Source organism: Xanthomonas chitinilytica, from assembly GCF_026107455.2.
GTDB classification, from domain to species: Bacteria; Pseudomonadota; Gammaproteobacteria; order Xanthomonadales; family Xanthomonadaceae; genus Stenotrophomonas; species Stenotrophomonas chitinilytica.
Genome location: NZ_JAPCHY010000008.1, coordinates 88,075 through 105,056, shown reverse-complemented (window position 1 = coordinate 105,056; position 16,982 = coordinate 88,075). Strand labels below are relative to the sequence as shown.

The 16,982-nt window shown below is 68.0% G+C and carries 18 protein-coding genes and 2 tRNA genes; 7 read left to right on the top strand and 13 right to left on the bottom strand.

The features are described 5' to 3' along the window. Positions 1–35 precede the first annotated feature (35 nt). Positions 36–1,886, top strand: a complete 1,851-nt coding sequence (locus OK345_RS10455) for an EAL domain-containing protein (protein ID WP_265127913.1) — start codon at positions 36–38, stop codon at positions 1,884–1,886. 38 nt (positions 1,887–1,924) lie between these two features. Then, positions 1,925–4,222: an ATP-binding protein gene (locus OK345_RS10450; RefSeq protein ID WP_425510964.1), complete on the top strand. Its 2,298-nt coding sequence runs from the start codon at positions 1,925–1,927 to the stop codon at positions 4,220–4,222. Between the two features lie 709 nt (positions 4,223–4,931). On the opposite strand, the gene bfr is transcribed toward OK345_RS10450, so the two are convergent. The 3 genes from bfr to OK345_RS10435 form a co-directional block, all read right to left on the bottom strand. Next, positions 4,932–5,402: a bacterioferritin gene (gene bfr / locus OK345_RS10445; protein ID WP_265127911.1), complete on the bottom strand. Its 471-nt coding sequence runs from the start codon at positions 5,400–5,402 to the stop codon at positions 4,932–4,934. Positions 5,403–5,554: 152 nt separating this feature from the next. Beyond that, positions 5,555–5,764: a (2Fe-2S)-binding protein gene (locus OK345_RS10440; RefSeq protein WP_265127910.1), complete on the bottom strand. Its 210-nt coding sequence runs from the start codon at positions 5,762–5,764 to the stop codon at positions 5,555–5,557. A 78-nt stretch (positions 5,765–5,842) separates the two neighbouring features. Further along, entirely contained in the window at positions 5,843–6,454 is a 612-nt protein-coding gene (locus OK345_RS10435) for an RNA pyrophosphohydrolase (RefSeq protein ID WP_265127909.1), read from the bottom strand. Positions 6,455–6,573: 119 nt separating this feature from the next. On the opposite strand from OK345_RS10435, the gene OK345_RS10430 reads away from it, so the two are divergent. Together OK345_RS10430 and OK345_RS10425 are read left to right on the top strand one after the other, a co-directional pair. Next, a tRNA-Met gene (locus tag OK345_RS10430) sits at positions 6,574–6,650 on the top strand. A gap of 49 nt (positions 6,651–6,699) precedes the next feature. Then, positions 6,700–6,774, top strand: a tRNA-Gln gene (locus OK345_RS10425). Positions 6,775–6,936: 162 nt separating this feature from the next. On the opposite strand, the gene rpsI is transcribed toward OK345_RS10425, so the two are convergent. Next, a complete protein-coding gene (gene rpsI, locus OK345_RS10420; RefSeq protein ID WP_265127908.1) occupies positions 6,937–7,329 on the bottom strand; it encodes a 30S ribosomal protein S9 in 393 nt (130 codons plus the stop codon). A 2-nt stretch (positions 7,330–7,331) separates the two neighbouring features. After that, complete coding sequence (rplM, locus tag OK345_RS10415; protein WP_265127907.1) at positions 7,332–7,760, bottom strand: 50S ribosomal protein L13; 429 nt, start codon at positions 7,758–7,760, stop codon at positions 7,332–7,334. Between the two features lie 209 nt (positions 7,761–7,969). Here rplM and coq7 point away from each other — a divergent pair, with 209 nt between their 5' ends. Further along, positions 7,970–8,614 carry a 2-polyprenyl-3-methyl-6-methoxy-1,4-benzoquinone monooxygenase gene (gene coq7, locus OK345_RS10410; protein WP_265127906.1) on the top strand — a complete coding sequence of 215 codons (645 nt, stop codon included), beginning with the start codon at positions 7,970–7,972 and terminating at the stop codon, positions 8,612–8,614. Between the two features lie 683 nt (positions 8,615–9,297). Here the strand turns inward: coq7 and sugE are convergent. Both sugE and speD read right to left on the bottom strand, forming a co-directional pair. Next, complete coding sequence (sugE, locus tag OK345_RS10405) at positions 9,298–9,612, bottom strand: quaternary ammonium compound efflux SMR transporter SugE (protein WP_265127905.1); 315 nt, start codon at positions 9,610–9,612, stop codon at positions 9,298–9,300. A gap of 314 nt (positions 9,613–9,926) precedes the next feature. Then, complete coding sequence (gene speD / locus OK345_RS10400) at positions 9,927–10,721, bottom strand: adenosylmethionine decarboxylase (protein WP_265127904.1); 795 nt, start codon at positions 10,719–10,721, stop codon at positions 9,927–9,929. Between the two features lie 136 nt (positions 10,722–10,857). Here speD and crp point away from each other — a divergent pair, with 136 nt between their 5' ends. Beyond that, positions 10,858–11,547 (top strand): cAMP-activated global transcriptional regulator CRP, encoded by a 690-nt coding sequence (gene crp / locus OK345_RS10395; protein ID WP_265127903.1) that lies wholly within the window; start codon positions 10,858–10,860, stop codon positions 11,545–11,547. A 368-nt stretch (positions 11,548–11,915) separates the two neighbouring features. Continuing rightward, complete coding sequence (locus tag OK345_RS10390) at positions 11,916–12,680, top strand: sulfite exporter TauE/SafE family protein (RefSeq protein WP_265127902.1); 765 nt, start codon at positions 11,916–11,918, stop codon at positions 12,678–12,680. 5 nt (positions 12,681–12,685) lie between these two features. Here OK345_RS10390 and OK345_RS10385 read toward each other — a convergent pair whose 3' ends face one another. The 6 genes from OK345_RS10385 to OK345_RS10360 form a co-directional block, all read right to left on the bottom strand. Beyond that, positions 12,686–13,405 (bottom strand): haloacid dehalogenase-like hydrolase, encoded by a 720-nt coding sequence (locus tag OK345_RS10385; RefSeq protein WP_265127901.1) that lies wholly within the window; start codon positions 13,403–13,405, stop codon positions 12,686–12,688. Continuing rightward, positions 13,398–14,195 carry an indole-3-glycerol phosphate synthase TrpC gene (gene trpC / locus OK345_RS10380; RefSeq protein ID WP_265127900.1) on the bottom strand — a complete coding sequence of 266 codons (798 nt, stop codon included), beginning with the start codon at positions 14,193–14,195 and terminating at the stop codon, positions 13,398–13,400. The genes OK345_RS10385 and trpC overlap by 8 nt, the downstream gene beginning before the upstream one ends. A 63-nt stretch (positions 14,196–14,258) precedes the next feature. Further along, positions 14,259–15,296, bottom strand: coding sequence for an anthranilate phosphoribosyltransferase (trpD, locus tag OK345_RS10375; RefSeq protein WP_265127899.1), 1,038 nt, complete (start codon positions 15,294–15,296; stop codon positions 14,259–14,261). A 17-nt stretch (positions 15,297–15,313) separates the two neighbouring features. Further along, entirely contained in the window at positions 15,314–15,658 is a 345-nt protein-coding gene (locus OK345_RS10370) for a hypothetical protein (protein WP_265127898.1), read from the bottom strand. Continuing rightward, entirely contained in the window at positions 15,655–16,236 is a 582-nt protein-coding gene (locus OK345_RS10365) for an anthranilate synthase component II (protein ID WP_265127897.1), read from the bottom strand. The genes OK345_RS10370 and OK345_RS10365 overlap by 4 nt, the downstream gene beginning before the upstream one ends. Positions 16,237–16,245: 9 nt before the next feature. Beyond that, positions 16,246–16,971: an SIMPL domain-containing protein gene (locus OK345_RS10360; protein ID WP_265127896.1), complete on the bottom strand. Its 726-nt coding sequence runs from the start codon at positions 16,969–16,971 to the stop codon at positions 16,246–16,248. Between the last annotated feature and the right edge of the window lie 11 nt (positions 16,972–16,982).

Sequence of the window (16,982 nt, the reverse complement as noted above, 5' to 3'; positions counted from 1 at the left end):
TTCATCGCATAATGCGCCGCATACAGGGAGTAACGATGGCCGCCACCGACAACGTCGCATCGACAACACGCGCCCCCGGCGCGGAAATCCCGCCGCCGGGGTATTGGCAGCGCTGGGCCAGCGAGGCTCCGGCAGCGCCGCAACCGACGCCGGCCGAAGTGATCGCCGCGCCTCCGTCCCCGGCAGCGCCCCGCAGCGCGACGGCCAGCGACAGCGGCGCCGTGGCCGCCGCGGCGGCGCCCGAATCCCCGTACCGGGTACTGATCGTCGAGGACGACCGTTCCCAGGCCCTGTTCGCACAGAGCGTGCTGCACGGCGCCGGGATGCAGGCCATCGTGCAGATGGAAGCCGAAGGCGTGCAGCAGGCCATCACCGAACACCACCCCGACCTGATCCTGATGGACCTGCACATGCCCGGCCTGGACGGCATGCGCCTGACCGCACTGATCCGCCAGCAGCCGCAGCAGCAGTTGCTGCCGATCGTGTTCCTGACCGGCGACCCGGACCCGGAACGCCAGTTCGAGGTACTCGACAGCGGCGCCGACGACTTCCTCACCAAGCCGATCCGGCCACGGCACCTGATCGCGGCGGTCTCCAACCGCATCCGTCGCTCGCGTCAGCAGGCCCAGCACGCGGGCGCGGCCACGCCGGCATTGAACAACCCGGAAACCGGGCTGCCGACCCGCCACAACGTGATGCAGCAGCTCACCGCCGCCCTGCAGGACGGCGCCAGCGGCGGCCTGCTGTTCATCGAGGTCGCCAGCGCCCTGGGCCTGCGCGAACGCTACGGCTATGCCGCGTTCGAACGGCTGATGGTGCAGGCCGGACAGCGCCTGGCCGAGGTCGCCAGTCCGTATCCGCTGGCGCGCCTGAACGACAACAGCTTCCTGCTGCTCACGCGCGGCGCCGACGAGGCGCAGCTCGAAGCGCTGGCGCAATCGATACGCACTGGGCTGTCGGCGCGCCCGTTCCTGGTCCGCGACGAGGAATCGGTGCACCTGCGGGCCGTGGCCGGCTACGCCGCGCTGTCGGCCGGCTTCGCCGATGCCGGCACCGCGCTGGAGGCGGTGGAGCGCACCGCGCTGCAGGCGCGCCTGCTCAGCAATGGCGCGGCCGCCTTCGTCCCGCGCGAGGACAGCAACTCACAGGAACAGCTGGCCCTGCTCGACGGCCAGCTGGAGCTGGCGTACCAGCCGATCGTGGCGGTGGCCGGCGGCGATACCGCGCAGTACCAGGTGCTGCTGCGGCTGCGCCAGAGCGACGGCAGCGTGCTTTCGGCCGGCCAGGTGATCCCGGCCGCCGAGGCGGCCGGCCGCATCGTCGACCTCGACCAGCAGGTGATGGACCACTCGCTGGGGCTGCTGCATCTCTACCAGCACGCCACCCCGCCGCTGCGGCTGTTCGTCTCGCAGTCGCTGCGCACGCTGGCGCGCGACGCCTTCGCCGACTGGCTGCTGCAGTCGCTGGTCGAGCGCGGCGTTGCCGGCACCTCGCTGGTGGTCGACGTACGCCTGCCCGACGCCCTGATCCACGCCGTCACCCTGCAGCAGTTCTGCGCGCGGCTGATGCCGGCCGGGGTGCAGTTCTGCCTCAGCCAGTTCGAACCCGGCCCGGAAGCCAACGCGCTGCTGACCCAGCTGCCGCTGGGCTTCATCCGCATGGCCGCACGCTTCTCCGGCAGCCACAACAACCCGGCGCTGCGCGATGAACTGCGCGGCGCGATCGATGTCGCGCACCGCGCCGGCCTGCAGATCATCGGCCAGCAGATCGAGGATCCGCAGGCCGCGGCCGCCATGTGGATGGGGGGTGTCGACTTCATCCAGGGCAACGTGGTGCAGGCGGCCGGCAGCGAACTCAACTTCGACTTCCAGAGCGCGGTCCTGTAGCCATGCGCACCGGGGGGAGCGCAATGCTGCCGCCGACACTGGCCGCCGCCATCGCGGCGGTCGCCACCGTGGCGGCACTGCTGGCCTGGCGGGCGACACCCGGCCCCTGGCCGCTGCTGGCATTGCTGGCCACCGCCGCCAGCGTGCTGGCCGGCGCCTATGCGGCATGGAACGCGCGACGGCTGGCACGCGACCACGAAGCCAGCCAGGCGCGCAGGGCCGTGGCCGAGAGCGAGCGCGACGAACTGCAGCGCGAACTGCTGCGCCACGGCCGGCTGGAGCAACAGCTGCTGCAGGCCAAGCAGGCCGCCGAAGCGGCGGCGCTGGCCAAGGGCGAGTTCCTGGCCACGATGAGCCACGAGATCCGCACCCCGCTCAACGGCATCATCCCGATGCTGGAGCTGATCGCACGCGGCCAGCTGGCGCCGGACCAGCGCGACATGCTGCACACCGCCAGCGACAGCTCGCGGCAGCTGCTGCGCATCGTCGACGACATCCTCGACTACTCCAAGCTGGAGGCCAACCGGCTGGAGCTGGAGATCACCACCTTCAACCTGCGCGAGCTGCTGGACGCGATGCTGCAGCTGATGCAGCGCTCGGCCGAGCACAAGGGCCTGCGCATGTCGCTGCAGCTGGACCCGGCGGTGCGGCTGTCGGTGCGCGGCGACCCGGTACGCCTGCGCCAGGTGCTGAGCAACCTGGTGGTCAATGCGATCAAGTTCACCGAGCGCGGCAGCATCCAGATCCAGGTCCGCCGCCAGGGCGAAACCGGCGCCCAGCACCTGCTGCGCTTCGAGGTGCGCGACACCGGCATCGGCATCGACGAGCAGCAGCAGGCACGGCTGTTCCACTCCTTCACCCAGGCCGACGCCTCCACCACCCGGTTGTACGGCGGCACCGGGCTGGGCCTGGCGATCTGCAAGCGCATCATCGACCTGATGGGCGGCCGCATCGGCGTGGAATCGGCGCCCGGAAAAGGCTCCACCTTCTGGTTCGAGATTCCGCTGCTGAAAGTGGCCGGCGACCTGCGCCTGCCGCCGGATGGCCAGCCCCCCACGCGCGCCCTGCTGGTCGGGCCGGAACCGCGCCTGCGCCAGCGGCTGGACCTGCTGCTGGCCAACTGGGGCATCTCGCTGCATGCGGTGGACACCGTGCAGGAAGCACTCGAACGCCTGCGCGCCAGCACCCCGCCCGGCTCGCCGCCACCGTTCAACGTGGTGATCGGCGATCTCGACCCGCTGCGCCAAAGCGTGCACGCCCTGCACCGCGCCCTCACCCGCACCCCCGCCTACCAGGGCATCCGCCTGGTGTGGCTGTATGGCGACGAGCCGGTACCCGAGGACCTGCGCGCCCATGGCAACCTGTTGCCGCGGCAGGTCGCCGATGCCGACCTGCGCGGCATGCTCAGCCCGCTGTCGCTGCCGGCGGCACCGCCCGCCAGTCCGATGCAGGCCACCGTGGACATCCCCGACGCCCCCGCCGCGGGCGAGGCAAGTGCGCCCGCCCCGATCGCCGGCCTGCGGCTGCTGCTGGTGGAAGACAACCCGGTCAACCTGCTGGTCGCGCAGAAGCTGCTGGCGATGATGGGATGCGACACCGACACCGCCACCAACGGCGAAGTCGCGCTGGCGAAGATGACCCAGCACCGCTACGAACTGGTGCTGATGGACTGCCAGATGCCGGTGCTCGATGGCTATGCCGCCACCCGCCGCTGGCGCGAATGGGAAGCGCGGCAGGGTACGCCGCGGCTGCCGATCGTGGCGATGACCGCCAACGCCATGGCCGGCGACCGCCAGCGCTGCCTGGATGCGGGCATGGACGACTACCTGTCCAAGCCGGTCTCGCGCGAGCAGTTGCAGGCCTGCCTGCAACGCTGGCGGCCGCAGGGATCGACACGCTCGGCGCCCGCCCCGCTGGCGGCCGTCCGGGTCCCGGAGGAAACCAGCTCCCCGGCCAGCCAGACCACCACCTTGCCGGTGCTGGATACCGCCGTGCTGGACGAGTTGCAGGAGATCGCCGGCGCCGAGACCGCACGCATCATCGCCCTGTTCCTGGACGACACCCCGCCGACGATCCGGCAGTTGCAGGAAGCCTCGCTGACCGCCGACCAGGAGCAGTTGCGCGAGCTGGCGCACAGCCTCAAGTCCGCATCGGCCAATGTCGGCGCCATGGCGCTGTCGGCCGCGGCACGACGGGTGGAACTGGGTGCCCGCGCCGGCACGCTGGAACGCCCGGCGGTGGCGGTGGCGCTGGTGATCGCCGAATTCGCCCGCGCCCGGCTGGCGCTCAGCGGCTACCAGAGCGCACTGCGCAGCGAGACCGGCATCGAAGGCTGAGCACCGCCCACGGAATTTTCGCCGCCATCCCTGCGCACCGTTTGCCGACAGCCGAATGGCCCGGGGGTTTCACCGGGGCGAGCGGTCACGCCATCGGCGGCTACCGCTGGCAGCGTCGCCCGGGGAATGTTGCAGGAGCGACGTCAGTCGCGAACTTTCCGAACAGCACCAAGGCACCCAATGGCGTGCCCTTCCCTGCGAATGGGAGAAGGGCCTTCTTGCGGGCAGGGAGCGCACTCCGTCAGCCGGAGTGCCTTTCAACCGCCAGGGCGCCCTTCAACAGCCGAGGCGCATCTCGGCAGCCGAGATGCTCTCAACAGCCGAAGAGCCTCTCAACAGCGGAATGGCTGGTCATTGACGACTCATGGCCGATCACCTGGCGACTTCCCCACCCTTCCTACCCAGGCGGGGAAGCCCCACGGCAGCGCGAAGCAAGAGCCATCCAGCGACTTTCGTGCGGGTGGAGCAGTGGTTGGAGAACAACCGGGCTCCACCCGGCATCGCAGGCAAGCCCTTGGATCTCCGCCTGCGCGGACGACGAGGTTTGCTGGGCGTTCCGCGGCAAAGGCCGAACCGAAGCGGCCACAGGCATTGGCGGATCTGCCGCCCGGCGAGCGCAAGGCGCACGCCGGATGCGCCGCAGCGCCGCCACCGGCCGGCGCCGCACGCGGGCAGGATGCTCCGGGTGCGGCAGGCTGCGGGCGGGGCCTCAGTCTTCCAGCTTGGTCAGCAGGTAGTTCGGCTCGCCGATGCGGTCGATCAGGTCGAGCTGGGTCTCCAGCCAGTCGATGTGCTCTTCCTCGGACTCGAGGATGCTCACGAACAACTGGCGGCTGACGTAGTCGCCGATCGAATCGGCATACGCCACCGCTTCGCGCAGCAGCACCACGCCCTCGCGCTCCAGCGCCAGGTCGCACTTGAGGATCTCGGTGGGGTTCTCGCCGATGCGCAGCTTGCCCAGCGCCTGGAAGTTCGGCAGCCCTTCGAGGAAAAGAATGCGATCGGACAGCACGTCGGCGTGCTTCATCTCGTCGATCGATTCCTTGTACTCGTGCTGGGACAGTTCCATCAGCCCCCAGTTCTTCAGCATCTTGGCGTGCAGGAAGTACTGGTTGATGGCGGTCAGCTCGTTGTAGAGCGCCTTGTTGAGGAATTCGATGACCTTGGCGTCGCCCTTCATTGCGATAGCTCCCGCAGTTGTAACGGGCGCACTCTAGCGCTTCGGCAATGCCGATGAAGGAACGCGAATCGTGATCATTAACCCGCGTTTGCCGGAAGTGGCGGCGCGGTTGGCCGGAGATGCCCCGGCGGGGATGGAGCCGGGCCGCCCGCTCAGGCGGCCTTGGCCATGCCCAGCACCGGCAGCGACAAGGTGCGGCTGCTGCGGGCCTGTTCCAGCAGCCCCGCCGCCATGTCCAGGCAGGAGCCGCAGTTGGAACCGCACCCGGTGCGCATGGTCAGCTCCGACACGCTCTGGCAGCCGCTTTCGGCCGCCTCGCGGATCTGGTGGTCGGTAACCCCGTTACAGATGCAAACGTACACGTGAGGATCGCGCTCGACAGGCCCCGATTGGCCTGGCGCCATTCAAACGCAAACGAGAATGGTTGTCAATTTCTGTCGTTAATCGTTATTGATCCGCTTGACCCAGCCGCTGCCCGGACGCCGCGCCCGCTTGCGCGGCCGGTCGTGGCCGGCGCTGCTGCCGGGCAGCCACGCCTCCTGCGCCGACTTGGGCATGGCCTGCACGCCGGCACCGGCGATCCCGCGCGCCAGTGGCGCCAGGTGCCGCAGCGCGCGCGCATAGACGCTGCGCTTGAACATCACCACGTGCTCGACCGGGTACCAGAAATCGACCCAGCGCCAGTGGTCGAACTCCGGGCTGTCGGTCTGGTCCAGGCTGACATGGGATTCGTCGCCGGTCAGGCGCAGCAGGAACCACACCTGCTTCTGGCCGATGCACAGTTGGCGCTCGTTGCGGCGGATCGCCCGGCTCGGCAGGCGATAGCGCAGCCAACCGGGCGTGGCGCCCAGCACTTCGACATGTTCGGGCAGCAGCCCGGTTTCTTCCTGCAACTCGCGATACATGGCCTCGACCGGCGTTTCGTCGGTGTTCATGCCGCCTTGCGGGAACTGCCAGCCATCCCGGCGCACGCGTCGTGCCCAGAACACCTGCCCGTCCTGCCGCATCAGCACGATGCCGACGTTGGGTCGATAGCCGTCCGGATCGATCACGATGCGGACTCCTGAAAAAATCTACTGCAGGGACTCTGCCATGGCCGTCGCCGGGCCACAAGCTTCATGCAAAGGTATTGACAGACGCCGGCTCGGCCACCAGAATTACCGGCTCCCTAGGCTATGTAGCTCAGCCGGTTAGAGCACAGCACTCATAATGCTGGGGTCGGTGGTTCGAGTCCACCCATAGCCACCATCGGACCTTGGATCCGATTACGGGACGTGCGATAATCGCACGCACGCATTGCCCCGTCGCCAAGCGGTAAGGCACCTGACTCTGACTCAGGCATTCGGTGGTTCGAATCCATCCGGGGCAGCCATACACCAGAAAGGCCCGATCGAAAGATCGGGCCTTTCTTTTTGCCCCGCCACCTGCCCACCAGGGGAAAGCACAGGTGCATGAACGGCAAAAGCCCGGCCGAAGCCGGGCTTTTGCGTGTTCCCAGCGGGGCCGCAAGCGGCCCCGGACCAGGCACCAGGGATCAGCGCTTGGAGAACTGGGTGGCGCGGCGGGCCTTGTGCAGACCGACCTTCTTGCGCTCGACTTCGCGGGCGTCGCGGGTCATGAAGCCGGCCTTGCGCAGCTCGGACTTCAGCGACTCGTCGTACTCGACCAGCGCGCGGGCGATGCCCAGGCGGATCGCACCGGCCTGGCCGGTGGTGCCGCCGCCGGAGGCGGTGACCTTGATGTCGAAGCTTTCGGTGTTGTTGGTCAGCTCCAGCGGCTGGCGCACGATCATGCGCGCGGTCTCACGGCCGAAGAACTCGTCCAGCGGACGGTCGTTGACGGTGATGTTGCCGGTGCCCTTGCGCAGGAACACGCGGGCGGTGGAGGACTTGCGGCGGCCAGTGCCGTAGTTTTGCGTGATAGCCATGATTAGATATCCAGAACTTGCGGCTGCTGAGCGGCGTGCGGGTGCTCGGAACCCGAGTACACCTTGAGCTTGCGGTACATGGCGCGGCCCAGCGGGCCCTTCGGCAGCATGCCCTTGACGGCGATCTCGATGACGCGCTCCGGGTGGCGCTCCAGCGCCTGGGCCAGGGTCTCGGTCTTCAGGTTGCCGATGTAGCCGGTGAAACGGTGATACTTCTTGTCCTGCAGCTTCTTGCCGGTGACGGCAATCTTTTCTGCATTGATGACGACCAGGTAGTCGCCGGTATCAACGTGGGGGGTATAGACCGGCTTGTGCTTGCCGCGCAGGCGGCGGGCCAGTTCGGTGGCCAGACGGCCAAGCGTCTTGCCGTCGGCGTCGACGAGATACCAGTCGCGCTGGACGGTCTCGGACTTTGCAGTGAAAGTGCTCATGAAAGAACTCGGTAGGTCGGGCTCATTGCGGCGGTGCGGCTGCCGGAACTCTGCCACGCGTTGTGAATTGTGAAACGCAAGAGGCGGGATTGTACGCACTGGCGCCCGGCCGCGCAACCGGCCGACTCCCCTCCCTCGGGGCCGCGCTTGGCAGTACCCGGCGCGGGGGCGAGAATCGGCGACCAGCCCCACGCCGCACGATCGAGACCATGACCGCACTCCGCCAGACCACCCCGCTGGACCACGTCCTGACCGAGGCCCAGCGCGCGCTGGACACCGTGTTCGGCAATCCGCCGGCGGCCCGCCCCTATCCGGCGGCATCCACCCCGGACACGGTGCTGGACGAGCGCGAACGCCGTCATGCCGCCGGCCTGATGCGGATCAACCATGTCGGCGAGGTCTGCGCCCAGGGCCTGTACTTCGGCCAGGCCGCGGTGGCGCGCGACCCGGCCACCCGCGAACACCTGCTCGAGGCCGCCCAGGAGGAAACCGACCACCTGGCCTGGTGCGCCGAGCGCCTGCAGGAACTGGGCAGCCGCCCGAGCCTGTTCAACCCGCTCTGGTACGCCGGCAGCTACACCATCGGCACCCTGGCCGGCCTGCGCGGCGACGGCTGGAACCTGGGCTTCGTGGTGGAGACCGAACGCCAGGTCGAGGCGCACCTGGACGAGCACCTGGAAACCCTGCCGCCGCCGGACCTGCGCAGCCGCGAGATCCTCAAGGTGATGAAGATCGACGAGGCCCGCCACGCCGACCACGCCGAACAGGCCGGCGCGCGCATCCTGCCGCAGCCGATCCCGGCGGCGATGGCGCTGGCCTCCAGGGTCATGAAGACCATCGCCTACCGGCTCTGAGCCCCTCCCCTCCTTGCCCTTCCTTCTATCGCCCCTGCCGCGGAAGCAGGAGCAAAGCCCCTGAAACCATCTGGAGTAGAGCCCCTTCTGTTAAGGGGCGCGCCGAAGGCGCGGGATAGGCAAACCCGGAGTCGGGGCCCAAGGTTTGCTGCGCAAACCTTGGGGGTCATGACCGCGAAGCGGGCCCGCCTCGACGGCGACAGCGCCAGCTCCCAGGGTCATGGAGATCGTCGCCTACCGGCCCTGAGCCGACGCCCTCCCCATCCTTCTCTTCCACTGCCCCTACGGCGGAAGAGGAGCAAAGCCCCTGAAGCCATCCGGAGTAGAGCCCCTTCTGTTAAGGGGCGCGCCGAAGGCGGGGGATAGGCAAACCCGGAGTCGGGGCCCAAGGTTTGCTGCGCAAACCTTGGGGGTCATGGCCGCGAAGCAGGCCCGCCTCGACGGCGATAGCGCCGGCTCCCAGGGTCATGAAGATCGTCGCCTACCGGCCCTGAGCCGACGCCCTCCTCACCCCTCTCTTCTACTGCCCCTACGGCGGAAGAGGAGCAAAGCCCCTGAAGCCATCTGGAGTAGAGCCCCTTCTGTTAAGGGGCGCGCCGAAGGCGGGGGATAGGCAAACCCGGAGTCGGGGCCCAAGGTTTGCTGCGCAAACCTTGGGGGTCATGGCCGCGAAGCGGCCATGACTACGACGCCAGCTTCAAGCCGACCACACCGGCCACGATCAGCGCCACGCAGGCCAGGCGGGCCGGCGAGGCGCTGTCGTTGAACAGGAAGATGCCCAGCACCGCCACGCCCATGGCACCGATACCGGTCCAGATCGCGTAGGCGGTCCCGACCGGGATGCTCTTCATCGCCTGGGTCAGCAGCCACAGGCTGATGCCGGCGAACACCACGGTGCCCACGCTCGGCCACAGCCGGGTGAATCCTTCGCTGTACTTCAGGCCCAACGCGAAGCCGATCTCGAACACGCCGGCCAGCAACAGGTAGATCCAGGGCATTGCAGGACACTCCTCGATAACGGGATACAGGGACCGGGGCTCCGCCGGGGCGGTCGCGACTGACGTCGCTCCTACGACAGCCTCCCTGCCGCCTGCAGGAGCGGCGTCAGTCGCGGGCTTCCCGAGCGGCAACAGGGCCATCCGGGAAACACGCCGCCTCTCCCCGGATGGGAGAAGCAGCAAAGAAAACGGCCCGGTGCTTTCGCACCGGGCCGCCGTCGGCTGTGGTCCGCGGATCGCTCCACGGGGCGGGCCGTCCCGCCTTGATTCAGCAGGGCAAGGCTAGCAAGCCCCACCCGAACCTCATGTAACCGTCACTCGACCAGGTTGCGGCCGTGGAACAGTTCCTCGATCTCGCGGCGCAACAACGCCTCGATCTTCATGCGCTCCTTGAACGAGAGGTTCTTGGCCTTCTCCTCGAACAGGTACTGGTCCAGGTCGAAGTCCTTCAGGTGCATCTTGGTGTGGAAGATGTTTTCCTGGTAGACGTTGACGTCGAACATCTCGTAGCGCGACTTGATGTTCTTGGCCAGGAAGTTCTGGATCGAGTTGATCTTGTGGTCGATGAAGTGCTTCTTGCCCTTCACGTCGCGGGTGAAGCCACGGACGCGGTAGTCCATGATCACGATGTCCGACTCGAGGCTCTCGATCAGGTAGTTCAGCGCCTTCAGCGGCGAAATGACGCCGCAGGTGGCCACGTCGATGTCGGCGCGGAAGGTGGCGATGCCTTCCTGCGGATGGGTCTCCGGATAGGTATGGACGGTGATGTGGCTCTTGTCCATGTGCGCCACCACCGCGTCGGAGATCAGTTCCTTGCCGGCCTGCTTCTTGTCGATCACCGGCTCTTCGGAGATCAGGATCGTCACCGAGGCACCCTGCGGGTCGTAGTCCTGGCGGGCGATGTTCAGGATGTTGGCGCCGATGATCTCGGCCACATCGGTGAGGATCTGCGTGAGACGATCGGCGTTGTATTCTTCGTCGATGTACTCGATGTAGCGCTGGCGTTCCTCTTCGGTACGCGCATAGCAGACGTCGTAGATGTTGAAGCTCAGCGCCTTGGTGAGGTTGTTGAAACCCTGCAACCTCAGGCGAGGCAACGGCTTGACCACGGCGGTCGATCCTGTGAATGGCGGGAAAGGATCAATTATGGGGCAAATGGCGCCCCGGCGAAACGTGCGCCGGTACTCATGTTTGCCCCTTGCAACCGTCGTCGTTAAGCTTCCTCATTCTCGCTGTGAAGCCACCATGACCTTAGGGACTACCCATACCGTGTCGACCGTGCGCCTTGCTACCAGTCCGCTAACGCTGGACATAGCCACCATTGACCGCTTTCTGGCCCACAGTCATCGCCGTCGCTACCCGACGCGCACCGACGTCTTCCGCCCGGGCGATCCGGCCGGCACCCTTTATTACGTGATCAGCGGCTCGGTGAGCATCATCGCCGAGGAGGAGGACGACCGCGAGCTGGTGCTGGGCTACTTCGGCAGCGGCGAGTTCGTCGGGGAAATGGGCCTGTTCATCGAGTCGGACAAGCGCGAGGTGATCCTGCGCACCCGCACCCCCTGCGAACTGGCCGAGATCAGCTACGAGCGGCTGCACCAGCTGTTCCTGGGCCCGCTGTCGGCCGACGCCCCGCGCCTGCTCTACGCCATCGGCTCGCAGATTTCCAAGCGCCTGCTGCATACCAGCCGCAAGGCCAGCCGGCTGGCCTTCCTGGACGTGACCGACCGGATCGTGCGCACCCTGCACGACCTGGCCAAGGAGCCGGAATCGATGAGCCACCCGCAGGGAACCCAGCTGCGGGTCTCGCGCCAGGAGCTGGCGCGGCTGGTCGGCTGCTCGCGCGAGATGGCCGGGCGGGTGCTGAAGAAGCTGCAGGCCGACGGCCTGCTGCACGCCCGGGGCAAGACCGTGGTGCTGTACGGGACGCGGTAATCCGTATCCGCAAATTACCGCCAATGTTTGCGAAGCAAACATTGGCCCCGGCTTCGGATTTGTCCTCCCCCGGCCCGGCGTAGCACGCCGGGCGTTCGGATGGCCTGCGCGGCAGTGCCGCGCAAGCAGGCCACCCTCACCCCCGCGCCTGTCGGCGCGCCCCCCCTTACCAAAGGGGGCTATTTGAGCTGTGGGTTTCGCTCGCAGCCCCCTCCCAAGCGGGGGTAGGGCGCATCAATCTTGGCACCTCCCGCCTCCTCAGACTCCCCGGAAAGCCTGCCGGGATCACATCCCCGCCTACTCCGCTGCCGGCGGTCGGCCCGGCGCTCCTGCCTTGACCCGCCCTGCCCTTGCCCGCAGGCTGGGGCATGGAATTGGGCAGCGAGTTCTACTGGTTCATCCTGATCGGCCTGGCCGCGCAACTGGTGGATGGCGCGCTGGGCATGGCGTTCGGGCTGGTGTCCTCCTCGGTGCTGCTGAGCATGGGACTGCCGCCGGCGGCGGTGAGCGCCAGCATCCATACCGCCGAAGTGTTCACCACCGGGGCATCCGGGGCCTCGCACCTGGCCGCCGGCAATGTCGATCGCAAACTGTTCCTGCGCCTGGCCCTGCCCGGGGCGCTGGGCGGCGTCATCGGCGCCTATGTGCTCACGCAGCTGCCCGGCGACCTGGTCCGTCCGTTCATCTATCTGTACCTGCTGGGACTGGCGGTGATGATCCTGCTGCGGGCCGCCGGCCGGCTGATCCCCAAGCGCGAAGTACAGCGGGTGCCGGTGCTGGGCTTCACCGCCGGCCTGCTCGACGCCAGCGGCGGTGGCGGCTGGGGGCCGGTGGCCACGTCCACCCTGCTGGCGCGCGGCGGCCAGGCGCGGACCACCATCGGCACCGTCAACGCGGCCGAATTCGTGGTCACCGTGGCGATCTCCGCCACCTTCCTGCTGTCGATGGGCCTGCAGCACCTGCCGATCGTCGCCGGGCTGATGATCGGCGGCATGATGGCCGCGCCGGTGGCGGCGGTGTTGGTCAAGCGGGTGCGCGAGCGCTGGGTGCTGGTGGCGGTGGGCGTGCTGGTGCTCTCGATCAGCCTGTTCCAGATCGGCCACGCGCTGATGCGGCTGCGCGGCGCGACCTGAACGACTCAGGCGACCGGGTCGCCGCCGCGGTCGCGGCAGCCCCAGTTGAGGATCGGGGTACCGGCCGGCAGCACCTGGCGGAACATCGACACCCGCGAGCGCTTCGGGTTCACCACCACCGGCGCCCTGGCGGCCTTGAGCAGCGGCAGGTCGGCGCTGCTGTCCGAATAGGCGACGTCGATGTCGCCGTAGCCGCGCTCGCGCAGCATCCGCATCTTCTCTTCGTTGTGGCAGTGGCGGGTGGCGGTCACCGCGCCCAGCCGCGGCCCGACCTGGCTGCCGATCACCGGCACGCCGTGGTGGGCGACGAAGGCGAGGATGGCGCGCGCCAGTTCCGGCGGCGCGCCGGTGGCGACCACCACGCGGTCGCCGGCGGCACGGTGGCGAGCGAACACCTCCAGCGCACGCGGCAGCAGCCGGCGACGGATCTCCTCCTCGTGCCTGAGCACGTAGCGGTCGATCACCGTGTTGAATTCGCGTGCGCGGTGCAGGCCGAAGGTGGCGATCCAGACATAGCCGGAGATGCCGCGGCGACGGGTCGGCAACATCGCCACCAGCGGCCCCAGGACCGGCGTGGCCAGCAGCGCCGCCAGCAGGCGCAGCGGATTGCGGCGGATCAGCCAGGCGAACAGGTGGCTGCCCGAATCGCCGTCGTACAGGGTGTGGTCGAAATCGAAAACGATCAGCGGCGCGTCGTCGCGCGGCGTCGGATAGGTCTCAGTCATTCGGGAAGAATAGCTGACGCAGGGCCTCGCCCGGCTCCTCGGCGCGCATGAAGGCCTCGCCGACCAGGAACGCGTTGACGCCGGCATCGCGCATGCGCTGCACGTCGGCCGGCGCCAGGATGCCGCTCTCGGTGACCAGCAGGCGGTCGCGCGGCACCGCCGAACGCATCTCCAGCGTGGTCTCCAGCGACACCTCGAAGGTGCGCAGGTTGCGGTTGTTGATGCCCACCAGCGGCACCGGCACCTGGATGGCGCGTTCCAGCTCGTCGATGTCGTGCACTTCCACCAGCACGTCCATGCCCAGCTGCAGCGCCAGATCGGACAGCCCGGCCAGCTGGCGGTCGTCCAGCGCCGAGACGATCAGCAGGATGCAGTCGGCGCCGAGCACGCGCGCCTCGTACACCTGGTACGGATCGATCACGAAATCCTTGCGCAACACCGGCAGCGTGCACGCCTCGCGCGCCTGCTGCAGGTAGGCGTCGGCGCCCTGGAAGAAGTCGACGTCGGTCAGCACCGACAGGCAGCTGGCACCGCCGAATTCGTAGCTCACGGCGATGTCGCCGGGATGGAAATCGGCGCGGATCACGCCCTTGGACGGGCTGGCCTTCTTCACCTCGGCGATCACCGCCGGGTCGCCGTTGCCGATGGCGGCCTTCAGCGCCTGCGCGAAACCGCGGACCGGCGAGGCATCGGCCGCGCGCGCGGCCAGTTCGGCCAGCGGCACGCGGGCGCTGCGCTCGGCCACTTCCTGCGTCTTGCGGGCGAGGATGGTGTTGAGGATGTCGCTCATCGTCTTTCGGGTCCTGAAGGCCGGCCATTATCGGCCATGGCGGTCGATCGGATGAAGGCCGCTTCAGGCGCCGCCGGCGATCCGGCGGGTGGCTTCCACGTACTGCTGCATGCGCATGCGGGCGCTGCCGTCGGCCAGCACCGCGCGCGCGCGGGCCAGGCCGTCGGCGATGTCGCCGGCCACGCCGGCCGCATACAGCGCGGCGCCGGCATTGAGCGCGACGATGTCCAGCGCCGGGCCGGGCTGGTTGTCGAGCACGCCGCGCAGCATCGCGATCGACTCCTCCGGCCCGGCGACCTTGAGGTTGCGGCTGGCCGACATGGCGATGCCGAAGTCCTCCGGGTGGATCTCGTACTCGCGCACCTTGCCGTCGCGCAGTTCGCCGACCAGGGTGCCGGCGCCGAGCGATATCTCGTCCATGTTGTCGCGCCCCCACACCACCAGCGCGCGCTCGGTGCCCAGCTCGCGCAGTACCCGCGCCTGGATGCCGACCAGGTCCGGGTGGAACACACCCATCAGCACGCTGGTGGCGCCGACCGGGTTGGTCAGCGGGCCGAGGATGTTGAAGATGGTGCGCACGCCCATTTCGCGCCGCACCGGCGCCACCACCTTCATCGCCGGGTGGTGCATCGGCGCGAACATGAAGCCGATCCCGGTCTCGGCGATGAGCTGCGCCACCTGCTGCGGCTGCAGTTCGATCGCCGCACCCAGCGCTTCCACCGCATCGGCGCTGCCGGACTTGGACGACACGCTGCGGTTGCCGTGCTTGGCGACCCTGGCGCCGGCCGCCGCGGCCACGAACATGGCGCAGGTGGAAATGTTGAACGTGTGCGAGCCGTCGCCGCCGGTGCCGACGATGTCGACCAGGTGGGTCTTGTCGGCCACCGCCACCGGCAGCGCGAACTCGCGCATCACCGTGGCCGCGCCGGCGATCTCGCCGACGGTTTCCTTCTTCACGCGCAGGCCGGTGAGGATGGCCGCGGTCATCACCGGCGACACCTCGCCGCGCATGACCTGCCGCATCAGGTCGACCATCTCGTCGAAGAAGATCTCGCGATGCTCGATGGTGCGCTGCAGGGCTTCCTGGGGGGAAATGGACATGGGAATTCCGTTGTGGATCAGAGGGAGGCGTGCTCGAGGATTTCCTGCCCCATCAGCACGCAGGAATCGCCGGAACGGTAGTACTCCAGGCGCATGCGGTACTGGCCCTTGTAGACCGAACCCCATACCTGCAGCACGTCGAAGCGCTGCCGGGAGTTGGCTGGATTGACGATGGAGGGCAATGCCTCCACCTCCGGCAGCACTTCCGCGCGCTCGTCGTTGTCGACGTGGAAGGCCAGCAGCCTGCGCGCCTGCTGCAGCGCGTCCGCCGAACACTGGCGGCCGGACGCAACCGTCGCGGCGGCCGCATCCGCGCCCCACAGCAGCACGACGAGGACGGCAAGGCCGCGCAACCGTGTCACTGCCGCTCCAGGAAGTTCTTCAGCAGCGCGTGGCCATGCTCGGTGAGGATCGACTCGGGATGGAACTGCACGCCTTCCACCGGATGTTCGCGATGGCGCAGGCCCATGATCTCCTCGACCGAACCGTCTTCGTTCTCGGTCCAGGCGGTGACTTCCAGGCAGTCCGGCAGTGCCGTCTTGTCCACCACCAGCGAGTGGTAGCGGGTGGCCTGGTAGCGGTCCGGCAGGCCGGCGAACACGCCCTTGCCCTGGTGCCGGATCGGCGAGGTCTTGCCGTGCATGATGTTGCCGGCGCGGATCACCTGCCCACCGTAGACCTGGCCGATGCTCTGGTGGCCCAGGCATACGCCCAGGATCGGCGTGGACGGCCCCAGCCGCCGGATCAGCTCCAGCGACACGCCCGCCTCGTTGGGCGTGCACGGGCCGGGCGAGACGACGATGTGGCTCGGCGCCAGTGCGGCGATCTCGTCCACGCCCAAGGCGTCGTTGCGCACCACCTTCACCTCGGCACCCAGCGTCTGCAGGTACTGCACGAGGTTGTAGGTGAAGCTGTCGTAGTTGTCGATCATCAAGAGCATTCGATCACCTCAATCGACCAGGGTGTAGATGATGTAGACGTTCTGGTCGAGCTGGATGCTGCCTTCGCGCAACGCCACGGGAGCGCCGATCTTCGAGCCGGTCACCATCACCCTATCCAGCGACTGCCTCGAGTATTCATCGGACGTGACATAGCGGACGTTGAACCCCTGGTTGGAGATGTTGTGGACCGTGCCGATCCGCCTGCCCACGGCCGCCGCCATGATGTCGGCGGTCTTGCGCGCATCCTCCACCGCCTGCGTCAGCAACTGGCGGCGCAGTTCGTCCGCTTGCGACGTTGCGAAGCTGCCGGTGTTCAGGCGCACCTGCCTGACCTGCGGCAGCGAGGAAATCATTTTCTGCAGATCCGCCAGCGTGTGGAAACGCAGCTTGATCTGCCGCTGGTAGGTGTTGCCGAGAAAGGTCTCGGTGTCGTCCTTGTCGTTGTAGCGGTATTCCGGCGACACATCGAGGTTGGACAGGGTCACGTCGCGGTCGGCCATCTCCATCGCCTGCGTCAGCTCGATGATCTGCCGCGCAAGGCCCTCGATCAGCGCCTGCGTCCTGGCGGCGTCCTTGCTGGTTTCCGACAAGGTGATTTCCAGCGGGAAGATGTCCGGCACCACCTCCGCCTTCGCCGTGCCATGCACGGCGATGAAAGGCTGGCCACTGATCGACTGCGCCTGCGCACCCAGCGCCGCCAGCGACAGCACAGCCGCGGCAATGATGCTCTTCATGTCCCGCTCTC